General features: G+C 37.4%; 16 protein-coding genes. 15 read left to right on the forward strand and 1 reads right to left on the reverse strand.

What is annotated here, in order from left to right; translation table 11 throughout:
- The first annotated feature begins 220 nt into the window (after positions 1–220).
- From C1A40_RS08415 to C1A40_RS08445, 7 genes are all read left to right on the forward strand, one after another.
- Positions 221–997: an HpcH/HpaI aldolase family protein gene (locus tag C1A40_RS08415; protein ID WP_102995515.1), complete on the forward strand. Its 777-nt coding sequence runs from the start codon at positions 221–223 to the stop codon at positions 995–997.
- A gap of 8 nt (positions 998–1,005) precedes the next feature.
- Complete coding sequence (locus tag C1A40_RS08420) at positions 1,006–2,694, forward strand: sulfatase (RefSeq protein ID WP_241910513.1); 1,689 nt, start codon at positions 1,006–1,008, stop codon at positions 2,692–2,694.
- 12 nt (positions 2,695–2,706) lie between these two features.
- The gene (locus C1A40_RS08425) at positions 2,707–4,350 is read left to right on the forward strand and encodes a T9SS type A sorting domain-containing protein (protein ID WP_102995516.1); all 1,644 of its coding nucleotides are present in this window, start codon (positions 2,707–2,709) and stop codon (positions 4,348–4,350) included.
- Positions 4,351–4,353: 3 nt separating this feature from the next.
- Entirely contained in the window at positions 4,354–6,210 is a 1,857-nt protein-coding gene (locus C1A40_RS08430) for a CRTAC1 family protein (RefSeq protein WP_102995517.1), read from the forward strand.
- 34 nt (positions 6,211–6,244) lie between these two features.
- Complete coding sequence (locus C1A40_RS08435) at positions 6,245–7,279, forward strand: SMP-30/gluconolactonase/LRE family protein (RefSeq protein WP_241910514.1); 1,035 nt, start codon at positions 6,245–6,247, stop codon at positions 7,277–7,279.
- Between the two features lie 129 nt (positions 7,280–7,408).
- A complete protein-coding gene (locus tag C1A40_RS08440) occupies positions 7,409–9,790 on the forward strand; it encodes an alpha-amylase family protein (RefSeq protein ID WP_102995518.1) in 2,382 nt (793 codons plus the stop codon).
- A 28-nt stretch (positions 9,791–9,818) separates the two neighbouring features.
- A complete protein-coding gene (locus tag C1A40_RS08445) occupies positions 9,819–10,760 on the forward strand; it encodes a family 16 glycosylhydrolase (RefSeq protein WP_102995519.1) in 942 nt (313 codons plus the stop codon).
- A gap of 58 nt (positions 10,761–10,818) precedes the next feature.
- Here the strand turns inward: C1A40_RS08445 and C1A40_RS08450 are convergent, their stop codons facing one another.
- Positions 10,819–12,426 (reverse strand): helix-turn-helix transcriptional regulator, encoded by a 1,608-nt coding sequence (locus tag C1A40_RS08450; protein WP_102995520.1) that lies wholly within the window; start codon positions 12,424–12,426, stop codon positions 10,819–10,821.
- Between the two features lie 143 nt (positions 12,427–12,569).
- On the opposite strand from C1A40_RS08450, the gene C1A40_RS08455 reads away from it, so the two are divergent.
- From C1A40_RS08455 to C1A40_RS08490, 8 genes are all read left to right on the forward strand, one after another.
- Positions 12,570–14,168: a sulfatase gene (locus C1A40_RS08455; RefSeq protein ID WP_102995521.1), complete on the forward strand. Its 1,599-nt coding sequence runs from the start codon at positions 12,570–12,572 to the stop codon at positions 14,166–14,168.
- Between the two features lie 75 nt (positions 14,169–14,243).
- Positions 14,244–16,166 (forward strand): FAD-dependent oxidoreductase, encoded by a 1,923-nt coding sequence (locus C1A40_RS08460; protein WP_102995522.1) that lies wholly within the window; start codon positions 14,244–14,246, stop codon positions 16,164–16,166.
- 11 nt (positions 16,167–16,177) lie between these two features.
- The gene (locus C1A40_RS08465; RefSeq protein ID WP_158651325.1) at positions 16,178–17,296 is read left to right on the forward strand and encodes a hypothetical protein; all 1,119 of its coding nucleotides are present in this window, start codon (positions 16,178–16,180) and stop codon (positions 17,294–17,296) included.
- Complete coding sequence (locus tag C1A40_RS08470; RefSeq protein ID WP_102995524.1) at positions 17,293–18,732, forward strand: carbon starvation CstA family protein; 1,440 nt, start codon at positions 17,293–17,295, stop codon at positions 18,730–18,732. Before C1A40_RS08465 ends, C1A40_RS08470 begins: the two co-directional genes overlap by 4 nt.
- 58 nt (positions 18,733–18,790) lie before the next feature.
- Positions 18,791–20,119, forward strand: a complete 1,329-nt coding sequence (locus C1A40_RS08475; RefSeq protein WP_102995525.1) for a hypothetical protein — start codon at positions 18,791–18,793, stop codon at positions 20,117–20,119.
- 145 nt (positions 20,120–20,264) lie between these two features.
- Positions 20,265–21,761: a sulfatase-like hydrolase/transferase gene (locus C1A40_RS08480; RefSeq protein ID WP_102995526.1), complete on the forward strand. Its 1,497-nt coding sequence runs from the start codon at positions 20,265–20,267 to the stop codon at positions 21,759–21,761.
- Between the two features lie 169 nt (positions 21,762–21,930).
- Positions 21,931–23,838 (forward strand): sulfatase-like hydrolase/transferase, encoded by a 1,908-nt coding sequence (locus tag C1A40_RS08485; RefSeq protein ID WP_102995527.1) that lies wholly within the window; start codon positions 21,931–21,933, stop codon positions 23,836–23,838.
- A gap of 19 nt (positions 23,839–23,857) precedes the next feature.
- Positions 23,858–24,628, forward strand: a complete 771-nt coding sequence (locus tag C1A40_RS08490) for a T9SS type A sorting domain-containing protein (RefSeq protein WP_102995528.1) — start codon at positions 23,858–23,860, stop codon at positions 24,626–24,628.
- Positions 24,629–24,916 lie beyond the last annotated feature (288 nt).

Below are 24,916 nucleotides of genomic sequence, written 5' to 3' on the forward strand. Positions count from 1 at the left end.
GGCAAACAATATCAGCTTATATCACCAGTGTAATTTCTTCTTCCTTTCATCATTTTATACCTGTTAAAATCAAGGTAATTTTTAGTAGGTGTTAGGTAATTCCTAAACATTCTTTTAAATCAACTTCTAGTAAATTTACTCTAAATTAAGTGGCGACTTTAATCCTTTGGTTTGGAGCTATCTTAATGAAACATTCTAATCAAATAGTTTTAAAAAAGAAATGGGGTTATTAGACAGTAAAAATCATGTGCTGGGGCCGTTTATGAAGATTAGCGATCCAGCTTTGGTTGAAATATCGGCATTCGCAGGATTCGATTTTGTAATCATCGATTTAGAGCATGGTCCTAACAATTTTCAAACTATTCAAGGTCATATAAGAGCCGCGCAAGCCAAAAATATTGTGCCTGTTGTTCGTGTTCCAGAAATTAATGAGAATATGATTTCGAAGGCTTTAGATATTGGTGCAGCCTACGTGCAAGTGCCTCAAATTGAAAATGCCGAAGATGCAAAACGCGTTGTAAAAGCAGCCAAATTCTACCCGGAAGGGGCTCGTGGTGTTTGTAGGTACGTGAGAGCAGCCGATTATGCTGCCATGCCTAAAGAAGATTATTTTTCTTCTGCAAATAAAAATACTGGGGTTATAATTCATATTGAAGGGAATACCGCTTTTAATAATATAGATGAGATTTTAAAAGTTGATGGGGTTGATGTTATTTTTATAGGACCTTACGATATGTCACAGTCATGTGGCGTTCCAGGGCAGGTAAATCATCCATCGGTAATCTCAAAAATGAAGGAAATTGTTGAAAAAGCCAACGCTCAAGGGGTGGTTGTAGGTACTTTTGTGGAAAGCGCTAGTAGTGCTAAACAATGGATGGATTTAGGCGTACAATATATTTCTTATGCCGTTGATGTAGGTATTTATTATGATGCTTGTAAATCGATTGTAGATGAGGTAAATACCTATGCTGAAAACACATTTTTAAAATCTTCATAATTCTAAAAATGAAAATGATACTAATTAAAAAAGCGTCTTTTAAAACAGCCTTATTAAGCTTCGGATTTTTTGCCATCCTTGGATGTAAGCAAAACGAAAACAAGGTTGGTGACACTGAAAAAACACAACAAAAGCCAAACATTTTATTTGTTGCCATTGATGATTTGCGTCCTGAAATTGGCGCATACGGCTCTAGTATTGCCGTAACGCCAAACATGGATAAATTAGCTAGTCAGGGTTTGGTGTTTAATCGTGCCTACTGTCAGGAGGCTATTTGTAGCCCTTCGCGAGCAAGTATAATGACAGGGGCAAGACCAGAATCGATAGGGGTTATTGAGAACTTTACTTATTTCCGCGATGCGAATCCCGATATTATTACTCTGCCGCAGCATTTTAAAAATAATGGTTACGAAACCACTTATACTGGTAAAATTTACCATAAAACAGGTTTTGCTGATTTAGACTTGTCTTGGAGCAGAAAACCGGCTTACGATAAAATGACCATCGAAAAAAGCAACACGCCTGGTGGTTTTGCAAAGAAAGAAAGTCAAGAAATGTTTCGAAAAAACCAGGCCGAAGTCATTGCTAAATACGGGCCAAATGCGCCGAGAAATGGTTTAGGAAAAGGGCCTGCCTACGAAAATGCCGATGTGCCAGATCACTTTTACGAAGATGGTTATAATACCGAATTGGCTATAGCGACCTTAAAGGATATGCTAGAGAAAAACCCGGACAAACCATTCTTTTTAGGTTTAGGGATGAAAAAGCCACACCTAGATTGGTTAGCACCTACGAAATATTGGGACCTTTACAATCCAGAAGACATCCAGTTAACCAATCAACCAAATGCACCAGAGAATGGTGCGACTATGGGATTGCATCCTTCATTCGAGTTAAGAGCCCGATATGGGATTCCTAAAAAAGGTGACATAGACGATGAATTAGCCCGAACCTTGAAGCATGCTTATTTGGCTTGTATCAGTTATGTGGATGCGCAAATAGGAAAAATGATTGACGCTCTAGATGAGATGGGCGTACGTGATAACACCATCATTGTGCTATGGAGCGACCACGGTTGGCACTTAGGTGAAATGGGTATCTGGGGAAAAGCTACTAACTACGAAATAGCTACTAGAGTACCATTAATGATTTGGACGCCAGATATGCTTAAAGAAAACCGCGGGGTAAAGTCCAATGCTTTAGTAGAGCTGGTGGATATGTATCCTACTTTATGTGAATTGGCGGGCTTAGACCAACCAGAACATTTGGAAGGAAAAAGTTTTATGCCTTTATTAAGCGACCCAGACCAAGCTTGGAAACCAGCTGCTTTTAGTCAGTTTCCAACGCCGGCCTTACGCGAATGGGCAGCAAACCCATTGTCGCAAGGGATGCGAGAAACCTATTTTGGTCCGCTAATAGAAGAAGTAGAGGACAAAATTAAAAGTCAAGTAGGTGATGACTGGAATAGAGATCTTTTCGAAAATAAGCTCATGGGCTATGCCATGCGTACCAACGACTATAGATTTATTGTGTGGAAAGATTATACCAAAAAAGATAGCGAACCGCTTTTTTATGAGTTGTTTGACCATAGAACCGATCCCAATGAAACTAAAAATATTGCGAGTGAAAACCCAGAATTAGTAAAACAACTTTTAGAACAATTTAATAAAGGTTGGAAAGGTAATTACAAGCAGTAAAACTAAAATAAAATGAAAAAAACTAACAAACTTAAACAGCATGCTATTTGTTTATTCGTATTGAGCTTATCAATAAATAACTTATTAGCACAAAACCCAACCACCGATCCTACAAATTCAGAAGGCTGGATTTTAAATACCACGATTAGCGATGAGTTTAATGCCACGCAATTAGATAAGTCTAAATGGTGGGTTTTAGGCGAAAATAGCGATTACCGTAACAAATGGAAAGGTAGAGCACCAGGACAATACGCGCCACATAATGTTAGAGTAGAAGGCGGTGAATTAATCCTTACCAGCCAGTGGGAGCCTAGTTATAACTTTGCCAATGAAATTCATGATGGTACATGGTATGGAGGTTCTACAACTAGTGCCGATAACAGCAAACCGATTACTCAAGCTTGTGTGATGAGCGAAACTTTTTTTAAGTATGGTTATATGGAAATTAGAGCCAAAATTGCCGATGCTCCAGTAGTTTCAGCCTTTTGGACTACAGGATACCATTCTGAAATCGATATGATAGAAAATTTCGGAAAACTTCCTATAGGCAATCCAACGAACAGGCCTGCTAGTTTAACTAGAAAAATTCGTACCAATCTAATAAACTGGGATCCAGATATTCCTTCTAACCACCAAAATTGGAAAGTAGAAGACGATACTGGTGTGCAGTTAGCGGCCGATTATCATGTGTATGGTTTTGAATGGGATAAAGATTATGTGAAAACCTATTTAGATGGTCAGCTTTTACGACACGTCACAAGACAAGAATTAGAGTCCAAAGACCAATGGCGCCATGATGCACCTCAAGAAATCTGGTTTGATAATGAAGTGTTTTCTTGGTATGGTTTACCATCACAGCCTGATTTAGCAACACCTGCCGAGTATAAAATAGACTATGTTAGAATCTGGCAAAAAAACATTACACCACCAGATTTTAATGCTCTAGGTTTTGAAGGCCCTTTTTATTTTCAGGGAAGAAGTCAGCCTTGGTGGAATGGTACTGCAGCAAAATGGCGTATAAAAAATGAAAAACCAGCTACCGGCGATTTTAGCATGCGTTTTCAACATTTTGGAACTTTTACAGGTAATTACACCAGCTTTACGCCTAATGGTTCTTTAAACTTGCCAGCTGGTAGTAATGAAGTGAAATTTAAAATTTGGATAGACCCAAGCACCACCATTAGTGATATTAGATTGATTTTAGAAAAACCATGGACAATCATAGATGTTGATGTCTCTGGCGCTCAAAAAGGGCAATGGGTTGAGGTTTCTCAAAGCTTTAACCGAAGTGCAGCTTCCGACCCAAGTATTGTTGATGGCGATAGAATAAGATTACAGTTGCGTTCGCAAAGCGTTACAGGATCTCAGGCTTTGTTTTATATCGACGATATGGAGTTCTCTAAAACCTTAAGTACAGAACAACCTAAGGCTATGAAGTTTTCGGTGTATCCAAACCCAACCAGCGATGTATTGTACTTAAACTCACCCTTAAACGGCATGGTAAAAGTATATGATGCTTCTGGTCATTGGGTAAAAAGTTTCAATAAGGAATCAAGAACAACCAAAATTGAAAACTTAGACTTGGCTTCTGGTATGTATATTTTTCAAATTGAATCTGAAAATCAATCTGCTTCTTCAAAAGTAATTATTAAATAAGTGATGATTAAAAGTAAAGGCATAATTCGAAATTGTTCCGTATTGGTGTTGCTCATGGCATGTTTTTTAGACATTTCAGAACCGGATATGCCTTTAACCTTTTCGGAAAATCCTGAAGTGATTCCTTTAGAAAACCGGTCTCGCCGAAAGTTTGATAATGCGGTTGTGGCCGATTTAGATCAAGATGGATTCCTAGATTTACTCTTAACAGAACATTCTCGGCGTGTGGAAGTTTTTTGGAATAATAAGGGTGTTTTTTCACAAGGAAAACCTTTTGTATTTGGGGATACGCACGGTATTGCTGTTGGTGATTATGACAAGGACGGTTTAATCGATGTTTTTGTTCAGCCTGGTGGTGGCGATGGGAAAAATCCGCGAAAGCTTAAGGGCTATTCTATAAGTAAAGACCGTAGCGTTTCAAAAGAAAAGGAATTTACACATTTTGAAGCCAGTCGTGGGCGTGCCGTAAAATTGGTAGATACTAATAATAATGGCGATCTTGACTTAGTGTTAACCGCCTTTCCTAAAAATAACACCAGTGATCGTGCTCACTTTTTGTATAAAAAAGATGACGCTCATGGTTTTTCGTTTTTAGAACTATTACCATCGGCCGACAGGTTTAATATGCGTACCCTAATAACCGATTTTAATAAAGATAATATTAAAGATTTTCTGTTTTATGGTGGCGCTAAAGTGATTGCTGTTCAAGGTGAAAAAGATTATGCTTATAAGGACGTTACCAAGGATGTTTTAGGAAACTTGGAGCATACTAATTTGGTAAGTAGTATGGCTGAAATTGATTTTGATAATGATGGTGATTTCGATTTAATTTTAACCCGTGCCAAGCATCCTTTTGACTCGGAAACTGATTACGATAAAACCCAAAAAACTTTCTATTTCTTAAATAGAAGAAAAACATTTTTGCATGATAGCCTTAAAATTAAAGGGGATTTTAGGTTAGAAAATTTGCAAATGGCCTATCCGCATTTTGATGTGTTTTTTGGAAAGAATAAGACCTTGTTCCAGAGAGAATCTGATGTTCATGGCGGACATGACTTAAATATTACAGCTAATGAAGCTCAAGGTTGGCCCGAGGATACCTCACAAAAAGGTTTGTATATTGGTTATTTAGGTGACGGGTATTGGCGAATAGCTGGCTTTACTAATGCTCCAACAACCGGAGTGATTCATAATGTTATGGAGCAGCCAGAACTCTTGAAAATGCAGGCCTTACCCGCAAAATTGTTAGAAAACAGAAACGAAAAATTTGTAGATGTTTCCGAAAAGTATGGTATCGATGTTACAGAGCAAACTGCAGGAGTTACTGTGGCCGATTTCGATAATGATGGCTGGCAAGACATATTCATGGTGCGTTATGGACACTCGGCCTCACAGATCGAGCAGTTTTTGTTTTTAAATCAAAAAGGTAAAGGCTTTTCATTAGCCCAAAATCATGGTATTATTAGAAAGGAGCTCGGAAGTACTGGTATTTGCGCCGAAGTTTTTGATTATGATAAAGATGGCGATGTCGATATTATTTACGCCAATGAGCGTGGTAAGTGGCATTTATTTACAAACAACTTAAACCGTGCTAATAATTATATTACGGTGCATGTTGGTGATTCACCAATCCATAAAGTTTCGCCTATTGGGGCGGTATTAACCATAGAATCTGAAGGATTGATGTACCGACGCGTGGTAGGTGCAACCTCCTCTTCCTATTCACAGAGTTATAATGCCTATTTACATGTTGGTTTGGGAACTAAAAGAAAAATAGACAAGGCTTTTGTAACATGGAATAATGGCGAGTCTTTAGAACTGAACATTAAAGAGTTTAATAAAACATACGAAGCTAAATAATCCTTAGAAATAAGGCGACTAAAACTAAATCATATTGAAAACACTTAAAACCACACTTTGTTTCTTGCTTGTTAGCGTATTAGCTATACATGTGCGAGCTCAAGATAAAAGTTTATTAACCGCAAAACTATTTGCTAATTTACCCGATAGTTGTCCGACGCCAGATGCGTTAGATATCGCTCCAGACGGTAGTTTAACACTGTCTTGTCCAAACTATGCCGATAGAAAAAAACCAGGTGTTTTAATGCGAATTACTAAAAACGGACAAGTTGAAAAACTCGTAGAAGCTCCTGTTTTAGACGCTTCGGGCATGTCTAGACCTATGGGGATTGCCTACGATGATGATGGAGCGCTTTATGTTTGCGACAACCAAACCAATAAAGGACGCTTATTAAAATTAACTTTTAAAGAAAATAAACTCAACTCGACCGAAGTTGTTGCTCAAGGTTTCAATTCAATAAACGGGATTCGATACCATAAGGGGTATGTTTATGTTACCCAAACGGCTTTGCCAAAGCTCAAAAAAGATAAGGTTGTTGGAGGTGTTTACCGTTTTAAAATTAGCGACCGAAATATTCAGGTGAATAACGATAAATCGGATGTTAATTTAATTTACACTTCCGAAACACAAAACAAAGACCGCCAAGTGGGGTTAGATGGTTTAGTGTTTAATAAACAAGACGATTTGTTTGTTGGAAACCTTGGTGATGCTACCATTTATAAGCTTGTTTTAAATGACGAAGGCCAAGTGCAAAAGGAATCGGTTTACGCAAAACTTCCTCTAAATTCAGCTCCAGATGGCATTAATATCGACGCTAAAGGAAATTTATATGTTGCTGGTTTTGCACAAAATCAAATATTTAAAATTGATACCAATAAACAAGTAGAACTATTAGCGCAGTACCCGGATAACGATGGGGCAGATGGCGGTTTAGATCAACCAGCAGACCTTATTGTTTACAACGGAAAACTTATTATTTCTAATTTCGATTTAATGGTGGCAAAAGGGATGTTAAATTCCAAGCACGGTAAACCTTATACCTTGTCATCTATAGATTTAAAGGAGTAATGTTTTATTCTAATAGGGAATTAAAAAGTTATGCAGTATAAACTATTCAATCATATAAACTAAAATAATTAATCTAAAACTAAATTTTAACCACCTTAAAAACTAGTTTTAATACACAAATTTACAATCATGGGTATTTTAAAATCTTCACTCTTAAAACTAACTATTGGCTTATGTTTAGTTTTTAATTTTTTCGCTTGCGAGTCGGAAAAAACGTTAGAACAAGAGGCTTTATCTAAAATTGAAACTTTAGAGGAGCTTATGGAAAAAGCAAAAGCCAATTCTATTGATGTGGCTCGTGAAGAAACCACGGTTTGGTTTGCTAAAGAATTTTTGAAATTTGCCAATTGGGACGAAAACAACAAGGAAGCGGTAGAGCGTTTGTTTGGTTATGAGCGCTATTATGCCGATGATAAAGCGAAACTAGCGGAAGAATTACCCGATTTTGAGCGCGAAAAGGTTATTCAAATTTTAGATAAAAGTATAGCCGATTTAAACAAAGAGCTTAAAGGTGACATGAAGCGTCGTCCTGTTCATAAAGTAGATTGGCACAATGCAAAAGCTGGCGAAAATATGTTTGTAAGCAACGGGAAGCCATCGTTTCCTTACGATTATTTTTCGAAAACGGTAGGGCAGCCATTAACCAATACCGATGTGTATAACGATCACCTTGGTGCGCTTTATCACGGTGGAGAAAATTTGTATCCTGTAGATCACGATCGCGCTATTAATTCCTTTTTACTGAAAGAAGACGGTACTTTCGATGAAGAACTTATGAAAGAGCTAACCGGTATTCCAGATACCAATATTGGATTTTTAATCTACTGGTCTATGGGGATTCCAGAATGGATAGAAAAAAGAGAGCCTGAAATTAGAAAAGGAAGATCGTTGTTTACTGGTTTTGATATTGACAATCCATTAGCACGAGATACTTGGGGGAAAATAATTCGTCGTACTGGCGAACTTACTAAGGGTAAAAAAGTTACCGAATTGGGCTATATTTTTGCCAACGAACCACACTGGTATTCCGAAAAAGGACATTGGACGTATCAATATAAAGAAATGAATGGCATTTCTACATACACGCTAAATAACTTTAGAGATTGGTTAAAAACCAAATACAATAATAACATTAAAGCGTTAAATGAAAACTGGGAAACGCGCTTTAAAAATTTTGATGCCGTTGATATTGAAATTCCAATAGCTAAGACATTACAAGGAAAGCCTATCTGGTTTGATTGGAACCGTTACAACATGCATCGTAGTACGTCTTGGTTTAAATTTATGCAAGATGAATTACATGCGGTTAATCCAGATGCCGATACCCATATCAAACTTTTTCCATGTACGTTTTACGAAGATTCACGTTCGCACGGGATGGATTTTGAAGCGCTTACCGAGTTAACCACCATGATAGGTCATGATGCTAAGGCCTTAGGAGGTCCAAGTATTCGTTCGCATATCAATTCCGATTGGCATAAAAACTACGCTTACAAATGGGATGGGATGGCCATTTTACATGATTTTTTAGAATCGGTTGGTCCCGACAAAATTAATGTGAATTCCGAGTCGCACTTTTTGTCTTCAGGGCAATGGCGCGAATTAGATACACGAACAAGTTACGTGCGTAATGTGTATTGGTTAGCAACCTTAATGGGTATGGATGCCAATATGGGATGGTTCTGGGCGCGTGATCCCGATGGATCGCCAGAAGATCGATTGGAAGGGGAATTGGATTTTTTCGATCCAGGTTTAGGTGGTGCTTTTGCTGGGTCTAACAATCAGCAACCGCATGTAACGAACGAAGTCACGCAGGTGATGTACGACCTTAATGCCTTTTCAGAAGAAATTATCGCGCTAAGAGAACAACCACGTCCGTTACGTTTGTTCTATTCCGAGACATCGGCAATAAACACGCCGAACTACATGACGCAAACGGGTAAACTTTACGAATCTTTGTTTTTTGAAGGTTTGTCGTTAGGTTTTGTAACTAAAAATATCATCAAAAAACAAGATAATGACCTTTGGAATACGGTAGTGGTTTATCAAACGAAATATGTAACCGATGCCGAGTTTGCTGCTTTACAGCAGTACTTAAACCAGGGCGGAAAAGTAATTTTAGATTCTGAAACGAGTTTGTCGATGAACGAATACGGTAAAAAAAGACAAGAGAAATTACAAGCAGGAAACGGGCAACTTATCGTTTTAGAGACCGAAAATGTAGCTGCCATTAAGGAGAAAGCACTTGCTGAAGTAGCCGATGCTATGCCGGAAGTTATTGTAGAATCGGATAACGGACAAGATTTTAAAACCACCATTTCACGTGTTGTAAAGCAAAAGGACGGATCGTACCTAGTTAACTTGTTAAACGTTGGGCATGATAGTGCTAAAATTAAGTTGTCTTTAAAATCTGGAGCAGCTATTTTTGTTAAGGATTTAATGACCCAAAACACCATGGAATCTGAATTTAATTTACCTTCAGAAGAGGTGTTATTATTAGAAGTGAAGTAAAATTGTTGTCATTTAAAAAGCTGTTCTTTTGAAAAAAATACATTATAGTATCGCTATTTTAGGGTTACTAACCCTAGGTTGCAAAACGAAGTTAGTTTCTCAAAACGAGGGTGTGCAACCCATGTCGGTGGTTGGAACATCGGCCAATTGGGAGCTTGTTAATGATTTGTCTGATGAGTTTAATACAGATGAAATCGATTGGAAAAAATGGTACAAAACCGACAAGTTACCCAATACTACAGGCTGGAAGTGGAACAATGAGCAAAATGTGAAACTTGCCAATGGTGTTGCCGAACTAACCATGAGGCATAACGATAATAACCAAGCCGATGGGGAAACCTATTTTAAATCGGGGATTTTAAAATCTAAAGAAACCATGGTTACAGGTTATGTAGAGGCCAGAATTAAAGGAGCAGTAATAGACGTTCCTGGTCCTAAAAATGGTTTCGGGGTGTGTCCGTCATTTTGGTTGTATAGCGATTTTGATAGATCGGTTAAAAATGGAAAAACAATTTACTGTGAAATCGATGTGGTTGAATTGCAGCAGTTCGATTGGCATAATGGGCATCAAGATGATATCCAAGACTCCGATCATAACTTGCATCTTGTAAAGATGGAAAAAGGAAAAGGTGTTTGGTATCGCCCTAAAAAACACCCAGAAACACAGCTTAATAAATTTAGAATGCCTGACGACCCTAGTAAAAACTACCATGTTTACGGTTGTGAGGTTAACGAAAAGGAAATTATTTGGTATGTAGATGGGAAAGAAATTGCTAGAAAACCCAATACTGATTGGTATAGACCTATGAATGTCACAGCGTCATTAGGCTTGCGACGTCCTTTTGTGAAGTTTTCTAATAATGCCAATCGCGCCGTTAATCCTTTAGAGGGTGAAGAGGCTAAAAAACAATTAGCAGGCATGCCTACAAGTATGTATGTGGATTATATTCGGGTTTGGAAGAAGCGATAGCTGTTTTATATTGTTGAAGAATTATTAAAAGGGATGACTTTTAAATAAGAATGTCCAATCAAATAGAATTAATGAAGTTAGTGAGGTTTTTATCCCGATCTAACTTCATTTTTTTTCGTAATCTATGGCGTGCAACATGAACACTGCCTAACGAGATGCCAAGCAGATAAGCCATTTCTTTTCCTGTAAAATTTAATTTTATTAAGGCGCAAACCTTTAAATCGGCCGCACTTAAATTGGGAACCTTTTCTTGTAAACGTTCATAAAATCCTATGTTTTGGGCGGTAAAACGCTTGTTAAAAGCATCCCATAAACTTTCCGATTGGTTTTCAATGGATTTGATTAAAGCTTTTGCGCTAGGATCGTTGTCCTTGTTTTTAAGATAGGTGCTTAGCTTTTTAATTATGGCATCTTTTTCTATAAGTTGTAGGGTGTTAGTAGTAAGTTCTTTGTTTTTAATGTCTATCAATTCTTGAGAACTTTTTTCTACTTTTTGATGTTTTATAAGTCTAATACGAGATCGAATAATTAAACCAATGATAATGGTAATAAAAATGACAACAAATAATAAAATTCTCGTTTGCAAGGCTTCCTGCGTGCTTTTCGCTAACTGTATTTTTTGAGTGCTAATCTGTTTGTTTTTAGCATTAATTTGTTCTTGATATTGATTTCTAACGGTTAAAAATCCAGCATTGTTATCATTTCTTGGGTTTAAATACTGGTGGTTAATTAAACTGGCTTGCTTGAGTTTTTCATAAGCCTTTTCAATATGGCCTTCGCTAAACAATAAATCGGCGTACTGCGTATTGATAAATGCTCTATAAAAGGTCACCTCGTTAAAATAGTCAGGCGAATTTAAAGCCTTTTCAAAATATTGTTTGGCTAATTCTACTTTGTTTTCTTTTCTATAGGTACTGGCCATTCGGGCGTACAAAATGGTTAAAAAATTTTCATGAATTTTAAAGGCTTCAGGTTTTAAGGCCTTTATTTTGGCTTCCGAATTTTGAAGCAGTCCTATGGCTGTATGATAATTTTGCTGCCATTCAGCAATACTGGCTTTTTTTTCATCTAAATATATTTGATACGTCTTATAACAATGAAGTTTTTTTGAAAGTATGGTACAGCTGTCAATGTGTTTTTTCAATAATTCTGCATTAAAAGTACGCTGGTAATACATGGTTAAATTGTAATGCGATTTCAAAAGATCAAGTGAATCACTTTTTTGATCTTTCAGGGCGGCTTTATAAAAGGAATGTGCTTTTTTAAAGTGAAATCCAGCATCGTCATCTTGCTTAAACATATAGCTTAAAACGCCTAATTCTTCATGTGATTTAGCAATAAGATCTGTGTTTTTTGTTTCTTCTGAAAGAAATAAGGCCTCGCCAGCTCTTTTAAAAGCGTCATTGTATTGGAGAGTAAATCGACTATATGCACTTTCCGTAATTAAGCATCTAACGAGTAAATTTTTGTTGTTATCGGTTTGAGATGCTTTTTTGGTCTTATTTAAAATTACCGAAATGGAATCTAGAGCTGTGTTTTTCGAAATGATATCGAAATCATAATAACTTTTAAACTGTTGTGCGTGTAATGCTGTTGTAAGCATTATAATGATAACGATTAAGGTGGTTGTTTTTCTTGGTTTTTTATTTAAGTAGTTGTTATACAATGGTTTGTTGTTGGTTTGGGTGGTTGTTTTGTTAAGTTATAAATTTAGTAAAATTTAGTCATGTTAAGTTTTTGTAAGTCCTAAATTTGGGTGAAATGTGTTATTAGGTTGTATGTTTATCAAACCAATTGAATCGATAACCAATGAAACAGCTGCTCTCTTTTTTGATATTAATGCTCTTATTTAATTGTCAGAATAAGGATGATAGATCACTACATATTTCTAAAAAACCAAACATTTTATTTATAGGTATTGATGATTTACGACCAGAATTGGGTACTTATGGTTCTGCCATTGCAGTAAGCCCCAATCTAGATAAATTGGCGAGTCAAGGACTTCAGTTTAACAAGGCTTATTGTCAGCAAGCCATTTGTGGTCTTAGTCGTGCAAGTTTGTTAACAGGTGTTAGGCCAGAAACAAGCGGTGTTTTTCATAATTATATAAAATTTAGAGAAGCAAACCCTGATGTGATTACCCTTCCGCAGCATTTTAAAAATCAGGGTTACGAAGCAGTATATACAGGTAAAATTTTCCATCATGGCGATTTATACGATGAAAAGTCATGGAGTAGAAAACCTTCGGTTGATAGTTTAGAAGCTAGAGGGTACAAAGCACCCGTTGGTTTTGCTTTAGAGAAAAATATCAAGAATAGAGGTGCGACCAGAAAAGCCATGTTTGAAAAGTATGGTGATGTTGCAAAGTATGGTTTAGCAATGGGGAATGCCTTTGAGTGTGCCGATGTTCCAGATCACACCTACCACGATGGGTATAATACCGATTTGGCTATTGTAACCATGAAGGATATGCTAGCTAAAAATCCAGATAAACCGTTCTTTTTGGGTTTAGGGTTTAACAAGCCACATCTCAACTGGGTGGCTCCTAAGAAGTATTGGGATATGTATAAACCGAAGGATATTAAAAGCACGACTCAAAATTCGGCACCTGCGAATGCTGCGCAGGTTGGTTTACATCCTTCTTTCGAGCTTCGTGTTAGAGATAATATTCCGAAACAAGGAAAAATTGAAGGTACATTGGCCGTTACATTAAAACACGCTTACCTAGCCTGTGTGAGCTATGTTGATGCTCAAATAGGTAAAATGATTGCTGCGTTAGAGGAGGCGGAAGTGCGGGAAAATACCATTATTATCGTTTGGAGTGATCATGGTTGGCATCTTGGTGAAATGGGCATTTGGGGGAAAGCTACAAATTATGAAATTGCCACTAGGGTTCCTTTAATAATTTGGACACCCAACATGTCAAAAAAACATCGAGGGAAGCAAACCGAAGCTTTGGTTGAGTTGGTTGATATGTACCCTACGCTTTGTGACTTAGCTGGGTTAGCCATTCCAAAACATATAGAAGGTGCCAGTTTTAAACCGTTGTTAGAGGAACCCAATCAAAATTGGAAGGCTGCTGCCTTAAGTCAGTTTCCTTTACCAGTACTACGGGAATGGGGTGCTTATCCCATTCGGCCAGCCATGCGCGAAACCTATTTTGGTCCCTTACTGAAAGAAGTGGAAGAAAAAATCAAGAATCAAGAAAAAGAAAAATGGAACAGAGATTTATTTGAAAATCATCTCATGGGCTATGCTATGCGAACCCAGCAATATCGTCTCATTTTGTGGAAAGATCGTCAACATCCTAAACGGGAACCTGTTTTTGTAGAGCTTTATGATCACGCTGTCGATCCTAATGAAACCAACAATATAGCACAACAACAACAACAACCGCATATCGTCTAGCAGCTTAAAGAACAATTCGATAAGGGAGGCAATCTAATGAACTAAACTAAACACACTACGTGAAAATAAAGATTTATGAAACGAAGAGATTTTTTTAAAAAAGGAACAACTGCAGCTGTAGGGGTAGGGGTTATACCTATTATAGCAAGCTCGTGTATCTCCACAAAGGATATGGTAGATGAAAGGGCAAACGACCAATGGTATCATTTAGGGTCTGGAAAAAAAGGGATGCCGAACCGTAAGCAAACAGTTTCTTATGATGTTGCCGTTGTTGGAGGTGGCGCTGCAGGTATTTGTGCTGCAGTAGCATCCGCTAGAAACGGTTCTAAAACCGTATTAATTCAAGATCGTCCTGTTTTAGGCGGAAACGCTTCCAGTGAAATGCGTGTACATCTTAACGGGGTTAATGATATTAACGGAAAAGCCGAACGTGAAACAGGGATTATTGAAGAATTATTAATTCATAATCGATTTGAAAATGAACAGGAGTCTTACCCCGTTTTTGATCATGTGATGTATGACTTTGTAGTTAGAGAACCTAATTTAACACTTATGGTAAACACTCAAGCGGTTGAAGCCATAATGGACGGTAATAAAATTAAAGCAGCCAAATGCTGGCAGTCGACTACCGAAACGATGTACACCATTCATGCTCCTATATTTATCGATTGCTCTGGTGATGGATTATTAGGAGCTTCGGCTGGTGCCGAATACCGAACAGGTAGAGAAGGTAAAGCCGAGTTTAATGAAAGTTATGCCCCCGACGAACCCGATGGATGGCAAATGGGAGTTACCTTAATCATGGAAGCTAAAGATATGGGGCGCCCCATGGCATACACACCACCATCTTATGCCATAAAATATACCCATGAAGGGGCGCATCCACGTCGTCATTTTAAATGGTATAAAGATGGGATTTGGTGGATAGAAATAGGAAGTGAAGGTGATATTATTGCTGATGCCGAAATAAACAGGCATAAGCTCATGGGGTATTTACATGGAGTTTGGGATTATATTAAAAACTCAGGGAATTTTCCTGATTCTGAAAATTTAGCGCTTAGTTGGGTGGGGTCGTTACCAGCACGAAGAGAATCGCGTCGTTTTATGGGCGATTATATTGTTTCAGAAAGAGACATGACCGAGCATAAACACTTTCATGATGCCGTGGCTTTTGGAGGTTGGTCTTTAGATGAACATAATCCAGGTGGGATTGAAAACATCGCGGAGCCGCCAAGTTATTTTCATTACCATTTTAAGAAGATTTACGAATTTCCGTTTCGAAGCTTATACTCTAAAAATATTGAAAATTTAATGTTTGCTGGTAGAAATGTTAGTCAGACTCACATCGCACTGTCGTCTTCACGAATTATGGCCACCTGCGCTTTAATGGGGCAGGCCGTAGGAACAGCAGCTACTATTTGTAATAAAAATAATGTTTTACCAAGAGAAGTGGCTAAAAACTATATAAACGCACTGCAAGAGCAGCTCTTGCGCGACGATGCGTTTATCCCGAATAGGCCAGCCAACGATGCCAACGATTTGGCTAAAAAAGCCAGCTTAATATTTGCTTCAAGCACCAGGTCTGGTGATGTCAAAAATTTGCTTAACGGAATGTCAAGAGATATAGATGGGAAGATCAATCATTGGCAATCAAAAGGGCTGGACGCGAGTGTTCAATTGGAATGGGAAAACCCAGTTGAAATTTCAGTAGTAGAATTAAAATGCGATACCAATGTAAAGCGCAATATCATGATGCGTAAGGACAGTAGGAATGACGAATTGTACGGAAACCATGTGCCTAAAGAAATGCTAAAATCATTAAGTGTTCAAGTACGTATTCAGGGGCAATGGAAGGATTTAGGACGTGTGGAGACCAATAGAACCCGATTGATAAAATTTAAATTTGAGCCTATAAAAGTTACCGCCGTTAGACTACATTTAAAAGAGACTTACGGTGCTAAAAACATCAAACTTTTTGAGGTACGTTGTTATTCATAAAGCTATTTAATTTGAAAAATATAATACTGCTTGTTTGCGGTTTTGTCGTCTTTTTTAAGTCTGCAGTCAGTTATTTTATAGATTATGAAGAAGTATCTCATCAAATAACTGTAAATCACCCAGGAGAAAAGGCTCCAGTTCAAGCCACTTTAATTCAAATCTTAGGCAAAAATCGTACTACAATAGGTTATAAAATGGATGTCGTTTCGGTGATTTGTTTAGAGCAAGTCTGTAAGGTTATTCCAGTAACCATTTATTGGGATGCTGTGGGCAACTATCAGAAATATGACATTGAAAAAGGTCAAACTTTAGAGAAGTATGAAGCTGATGTTTTTGCTCCTGAAGATTATACAAAATTACATCGCATTTTATCAGATAAGCAATCCCCTTTCAAGGAGGTACTACTTAGCGAAGTGCTTACTGTTGTTGTGCCTGGTCAAGATGATGTTGATGCGGTTTCGGGTGCGACGGCTTTAAAATTGGATGAAAAAGATACGGTGCCTGGAGCAGCATTAACCTGTTATACATTATGGCATTGGGTAAATGGAGGTCTTATTCCAATAATAAAGGATATAACAGGAAAAACGGCTAGTTATAAGCAGCTTCTACAGTTTTTAAATGAAGAAAGTCGCCCTTATTTTGAAGTAGCTTTAAAAGAATTGGCGCGCAGACAACATTATGAAACTTCTCTTGTTAATCTAATTATTAGTAAGTCTTTGATGTATAAAAAGGATAGTAATCCGACACTTGACTTTTTTGAAAATGGCCCTAAGCAGGTATTCCAATCGGCATTGTACGAATTGTTTGTATTGGGTGATAAATCTCAGAGAATTGCTGTGCTACAATCATTTAAAAATACAAGTCATCATTTGAATAGTCTATATTTAGAACGTTTAAGTGAAGCGCTTTCACAAACAGTGTCATTTCAGGAAATATCTATTTTTTTACAGTTGATAGAAGAAAATAATGTAAATTCGGAAGCTGTGAATGAAGCTTTAAAGCCATTTCTAGAAACAGATTTTTTAATAGCTAGGCGTGTGTATTGGTATTTAAATACGCAACTAAATCTAAATAAAGCTTTAAGAGATGAAGTGCAAGCATTCCGTTTAAAATACGCGAATAAATTATGATAAGTTTTCTGTTGTGTGTGGCCTTGTTAGTTACAGGTTACTTGGTGTATGGTTCTTTTTTAGAACGTCAATTTGGTATGGATAAATCGAAACCAACCCCCGCTATTTATAAACAAGATGGGGTTGATTTTGTGCCTCTTAAATTGGGTAAAATATTCTTAATTCAATTTTTGAACATCGCTGGTTTGGGGCCGATTTTTGGTGCAATAGCTGGAGCTTTATGGGGGCCAGTAGCCTTTTTATGGATTGTATTAGGAACTGTTTTTGCAGGTTGTGTGCACGATTATTATTCGGGTATGCTCTCCATAAGGCATGGTGGAATGAGCATTACAGAAATTGTTGGGAAATATTTAGGTGAAGCTGTTAAGCAGTTTATGCGTGTTTTTGCTGTGATTCTATTAATATTAGTTGGTGTGGTGTTTGTTAAAGGGCCAGCCACTATTTTACAAGGGATAACAGGTGTGGATGTGTCTATACTTTCAGCATGTATTTTTCTGTATTATGTTTTGGCTACCATGATTCCTATCGATAAGTTAATTGGGAAAATTTATCCCATTTTTGGATTATCGCTTTTAGTTATGGCGTTGGGTTTGCTTGGTGCTTTACTTTTTCAGAATTATACCATTCCAGAATTATCGGTAGCTAATTTGGTGAATATGCATGACAATCCCATTGATTACCCAATTTTCCCCATGTTGTTTGTAACCATAGCTTGTGGCGCGATATCTGGATTTCATGCTACCCAGTCGCCTTTAATGGCGCGTTGTATTTCAAACGAATCTCATGGAAAAAAGATCTTTATAGGAGCCATGGTAACCGAAGGTATTGTTGCTTTAATTTGGGCGGCTATAGCTATGGCGTTTTTTGGAGGCGTTAAAGAGCTGGGTGTAACTATGGCCCAGGAAGGCCACAACGCAGCTTGGGTGGTTAATACCATTTGTAACACAACGCTAGGGAAAATTGGTGGCGTTTTGGCAGTGTTTGGAGTTATTGCAGCGCCAATAACTTCTGGTGATACCGCCTTTAGAAGTGCTAGGCTTACCATAGCTGATGCTTTTAATATTAACCAATCGAAATTGATAAAACGCTTGTTAGTAACGCTTCCCATATTTTTGATAGCCTTAGCTTTAACTAGGGCAGATTTTAGCGTGATCTGGCGTTACTTTGGGTGGTCTAACCAGGTGTTGGCTACGGTTATTTTGTGGACTATTGCTGTTTATGTGAAACAGCAAGGCAAACGAACTTGGTTTGTTCTTATCCCGGCAGCATTTATGACTGCAGTTGTAGTGACTTATATTTTAGTGGCTCGCGAAGGATTGGACTTAGGATATCAACAATCTTATGTTATTGGTATTTTGGTAGCCCTGCTTTTAAGTCTTTGGTATGTGTTTTATAAGTCGAATGCAGAAGTTAAGGTCCAAGACATAAAGGGTTAGTAGTCTTGTAGCTGGTGCTTTTTGCGAAGTATAATAGGTGTTCTAAGTATTGTTATTTATGAATAGAAAAATGCTACTTTTCATTTTCTTTACGGTGTTATCATACCACAGTTTTGCCCAACCGTTACAAAGGAGGCTTCCGGAAGATCTTTATTTTTTTAATCCTGATGAGGTAGCGGCTAATACCATGCATTTTCCAAGCCATGGGAATACCAAAATGCTTCAAGGTTGTATCGATGGGCTTTCAAATTCGGGAGGCGGGGTTTTAATCATTGAACCAGGCGTTTATGTGCTAGATCAAATTCATTTAAAATCTAATGTACATATTAAAGTGGCTTCCGGGGTGGTTTTTAAATCAACAGCAACAAACGCGTTATTTAGAGCGGGATATGTCAATAATTTTCAAGAAGTAACCAACTGGAGTATACAAAGTTTAGATGGAACGGCATTCACTTTCGACTTTTCAAATTACAAGCCTAACGGTAAAATAAGAGCGTTTCAACTTGGAAATACCAAAAATTTTAAAATATCAGACTTTAAAGTATTAGATAATTATACCAAGTTTAACGCCATCACCACAGAGGCGGTTGGTGGAGAGCCTGCCTCATTTCCAACTTTTGGGATTATTGAAAACATAGTGGTGGAACAAGCGCATTATGGCTATGGTGTGGTTCAAGTTCAGGTGGCTCAAAATATATTGTTTCGAAATTTATCGGGAACAGGCGGTGTCACTCTAAGATTAGAGTCAGGCTACAAGGGTTTAGCAGATCGCTATCTCACCGATAAAACCATTGTGATCGACCATATTTATGGAAGACAGATTTCTTGTAAAAACGGAGCACATGCGGTCATGCTTTCCCCACATACGATTCAGCAAGGGATGGTGGATATTAGAGACGTTAACGGTATAAGTTGTGAGGCTGCAGTAGCTATTGGGTTTGGTTTTTTATCACCTAAAAAAGAGCAGCTTGCTCCGGGATATGAACCCGGAACGTTTTCAGAAGATTCGGTAATAGCTCATGTTTCGGCGACTTATGGAAATGAAGCACAGGTTAGACCCATGCGCTTAAAATTTATTCCTTGTGCTTTGCGAAAACAGATCAGTGTAACTAAAAATCCAGATGAAGAATCCTTTAAAGCGCCTTCTTTAGCAGCTGTATATAATTTAGCCGTAGATCAATATGAGTCTTTTAATAATCCTGTTGGAACTTATAAAATTGTTCTACACGATATTAAGCACACTGGTTTTTCTTCAGAAATAAGAAAAGATGGTATTATTGTTAGTAGTACAGAAAATGATTTTGAAAATTGTTCGGCCATAGAAGTTCCAGTATTTATAAAACCTAAAGAAAGAAATACGACCAATCCCTTACAAAAGCAAATTTAAAAGTGGTTTTAAATAGAAATAAAGGCACTCTAATTTTAGTGTTTTAAGATAATTTTGAATGTATTCTAGGTAATTCATGGTAAATCGAATTCAGAAGGTTTAGTTAATTTTGAAACCAAACTATTGTCAAACTCATTAGGATGATATGATTAATCGAAAAAAAACAAGTTTATTAACGATTTTGCTTTTAGCTATACTATCTGTTTCATGTAACGGAACAAAAGGGCAATCTGTAAAAAAGCAAACGCAAGAATCCTTAAAAAAGGTAAGTCAGAAACCAAATATTATTTTGGTTATAACCGACGATATGGGCTATGCCGATGTTGGCTTTAATGGTTCTAAAGATTTATTAACGCCAGAAATTGACCAATTAGCACATTCGGGAACAACCTTTTCTTCAGCCTATGTGGCGCATCCGTTTTGTGGACCAAGTCGAGCGGGATTGTTAACTGGAAGATATCCGCATAAATTTGGGTCACAGTTCAATCTTCCTGCTAACAGTCATGAGCACCTAAAAACAGGAATTCCTAAAAGTGAAACCTTTTTAAGTAAAGAGCTTCAAAATTCTGGTTACTACACGGGCGCTATAGGAAAATGGCACCTAGGGGCGGTGAAGGGATATGAACCTCAAGATCGAGGTTTCGATTACTTTTATGGCTTTTTAGGAGGCGGACATAATTACTTTCCAGAACAATATCAAGCGGCTTATAAACGTCAAAAAGAATCGGGGAGCACTCATGTTTTTGATTATTTATTGCCTTTACAACGTCAGCGCGAAGAGGTTAAGGAAACCAAATATTTAACTGATGAGCTGTCTGATGATGCTGTTCGATTTGTGAAAGAAGCTTCAAAGAAAGAGGAGCCTTTTTTCCTTTACCTGGCTTACAATGCCCCACACACACCGTTAGAAGCAAAAGAGGAAGATATGGCGATGTTTCCTAAAATTAAAGATAAAAACCGCCGCACATATGCTGGTATGGTATATGCCGTAGATAGAGGTGTGGGGCAATTAGTAAAAGCCTTAAAAGAAACAAATGAATACGAAAATACTTTAATAGTATTTTTAAGTGATAATGGCGGGCGCCCAGACAAAGGAGCCAATAATGCACCCTTAAAAGGTAGAAAAGGCGATACCTTTGAAGGCGGATTTCGAGTGCCTATGTTTTTCCATTGGCCAAATTATGTGCCTGCTGGTAAAAGCTACGATTACCCAGTATCGGCCTTAGATTTTTATCCTACTTTCTCTGCTTTGGCGCAAGCTAATATAGCAACAGATAAACAATTGGACGGGAAGAATATTTGGGACGATGTAGTTTCAGGAACCAATTCACGTCAAGGTGATATGATTTTTGCCATGCGCCACCGTTCTGGGTTTTCTGATGTAGGTGTGCGTCAAAACCAATGGAAAGCGACTAAAGCCTATAGAGGGCCATGGAAATTGTATAATATCGATAAGGATATGGGCGAGAATAACGATTTAAGTCAGCAGTACCCAGAACAATTACAAAACATGGTCAACGAAGCCGAAAAATGGAGCGACACCCATACCGAACCTTTGTGGTTTGACCCAGAAGCGTTAGAGCAAGTTTGGAGCGATAAGCATATGGCGCAGTTCCCAAATACCTTTACTATTAAAGAGTAAATCCTCAATCATTTTTTTTATATTTATTTAAGAGCAGCTGCAAGTATAACTTGAAGCTGTTTTTTTGTTGATAATGGGTAAAATATAATAATGATGAGGTAAAAGAGTCAAAGTAAGTCATTTTGGATTCGGTTAGTTTTGACATCACTAAACTAAACCTGATCTATTTATGATAAATTTTACTCTTAGAAAAAATCTTTGTTTTCTAGTTTTTGCACTTTGCCTCAATAGCATATGGGCACAAACTACAAAAGGAAGTCGGCCCAATATTATAGTTATTCTAGCCGACGATTTGGGTTATGCCGATGTTGGCTTTAACCGCGATTCAAATTTTCCTGCAGATTTAGGAGTCATTCCAACACCACATATCGACGCCCTAGCCGATCAAGGGTTGGTGCTTACAAACGCACACGTAGCTCATCCTTTTTGTGGGCCAAGTCGAGCAGCTATTATGTCGGGCGTTATGCCGCATCGTTTGGGTGCACAATATAACCTGCCTAACGATACTACAACGCCTTTAGGGTTGCCTACCAGTGAAACTTTTTTTCCTGAATTATTACAAGATACAGGATATACAACAGCAGCTTTTGGTAAATGGCATTTAGGTTTTGTTGAAGGCGCACACCAGCCCTTGGATAGAGGTTTCGATTACTTTTTCGGCATGCTAGGCGGAGGAAAAGGATATTTTGAAGAAGGTTACGAAGATTCTTATTACACAAGAGTTGGTAATGGTGTTGCTGTTACCAATGAATACCAAGATCCTTTATGGCGCAATAGAGATTACATTGATAGAAATGAATTTAGTAATGCTCCAGACGAAGATTATTTGACCGATATTCTCACCGATGATGCTATAAAATATATTAGTACAAATGCAGGTGGCCAAGATCCCTTTTTTATGTACTTAGCTTATAATGCACCGCATACACCTTTAGAAGCGCCTTCTGATGAAATAGCTGCTTTTAAAGCTAATAATCCGAATTTTGAAGATTTAATTCGAAATAGCGATTACATGACAACGGCTAATCAAGTCACCAAACATCCTGAAGCAGATAGACCAGCTGTTATCGAAGAGTTTGTGCAAGACCGCGTCGTGTATGCTACTATGGTTACTAATATGGATGACAATATCGGACGCTTAATTGCCGAGCTTAAAAAAGATATGTCGGTGTATAATAATACTGTAATCATCTTTTTAAGTGATAATGGCGGTTATACCTATAGTAAAGGCGCTGTTAACTATCCGCTTGCGGCATTAAAAGGCAGTGTGAATGAAGGCGGGCATAAAGTGCCCATGTTTGTGCATTGGCCAAATCAAATTAGTGCTCATGCCACTTATGAACACCAAATTAGTTCCTTGGATCTTTATCCAACTTTAGTGAATTTAGCAGGAGGTGCCGTGCCAAGTGCAAAAACTCTTGATGGTGTAGATTTTATGGATAAGCTTATAGCTGGTGAAGACTCTAGACCTGATGAGCCATTAATAGTAATGAGACCTCAAAATGGTTTTCATAATGGAGGTATTGTTTACGATAAATGGAAAATTGTTAAAACCGGAGGGAATGGTTCGTGGCGTTTATACGATATTATTAATGATCCAGGAGAAACTAACAATCTTAGAGATTCGGAGCCTAATGCCGAACAGATTATTCAGGATATGCTAGATAAGTCGGTGGCTATTGTTGCAGATTTTAAAGCTGTTAAACCAGCTTGGTATGATAATGATGGCAATGGTAGTGGACATACACACAGTTTTTTATGGGACGATGGTACTTTGCCTGCCTACGACAAGCTGTTTGAGAGCTCGGATTTAACCTTGGGGGTAAAAGAGATTTTAGAATCGCAGTTAAGTATTTTTCCTAATCCAACATCCGATTTTTTCAACCTGAATTTTAATAAGCCGATTAATAATTTGGAGATTGAGGTATTATCCATGTCTGGAAAAATAGTTAAAAAGGTTAAAGGGACCCAAACCAATTCGCCTAGAGTTAATGTTTCTAATTTAGAAGCAGGTATGTATTTAATACGCGTTAAAGCCGATGGCGAAACAGCTATTGAAAAGCTCATGAAACTATAACCAACTAAACCATTTTATTATGAAAAAAAATATAATAACTAAGTCTTGTCTGCTTCTTTTTATTTTTACTGTATGGACTTGCCAGGTGGAAGCCCAGTCTTTTACTTTTGAAACCGATAACGATACTGAAGGTTTTACAGGGAGATCAGGAGGTGCTGTCGTATCACAAAAAGTTGTTGAATCTAGAGGTGTTATTGAATGGGAACACATGAATAATGGGCAACCTTCCTTAGAAAGTACACTGACCATCGATGCTCAAACCAATAAATTCATCACCATAGTTTTTCAAAATAATTCTAATGCTACACAAATTAGGTTGAAAAATGACACTGGTGCGCCTTGGGTAGGTAGTGTAAATAACATCATGGCCAATTCTACCGATTGGCAAACCTTAACTCTGGATGCTAGTACTCTAGATTCCTTTGATACCGATGGGGCAAGTTATACCTTGGTATATCAATTTAGAGAAGGGAATACTGCTTTAAATGGTGCAATCTATATCGATGAGATTACATTTCATGAAAACCCTTCTCTAAGTTTAAACAATCAAGTAAAGGATGCAAATACTATTTCGCTTTATCCAAATCCTGCTGAAAATATTTTAAATATTAAATCAACTGGCGCAGAATCTATTTCAAAAGTAGATATATACAATCTTATAGGGCAACAAGTCTATAGTGTTAAAGGAGGTGCTGCATTTAGTGTTTCTCAATTAAATAAAGGTATTTATATGGCTAAGGTATATACCGATAATAAACAGGTGGTTGTAAAGCGTTTTGTAAAAAAATAAGTTTGCATTATTAAACTTGTGGGAAGCATTTTATTTTAAAATGTATAAGCGGAGAAAAGGTTCGACTTTTATAGTTGAACCTTTTTTATGAAATTTAAGTTCGGTTTTTATAGGGATAGTCCCATGGTTATCATGAATTCTAATCATTGATTTAACATTCTTAAAATTCATCGAAAACGCTTTCGTTAATTTTAATTAAATTCTATGGTTTTTTTTAACTCAACCCATTAAAGGTTATATATTTGCAAAAAAATCAATTAAAGTACCCTATTATAAGGAAATAAGAAT

It is taken from the genome of Tamlana carrageenivorans (assembly GCF_002893765.1).
Lineage (GTDB): Bacteria > Bacteroidota > Bacteroidia > Flavobacteriales > Flavobacteriaceae > Pseudotamlana > Pseudotamlana carrageenivorans.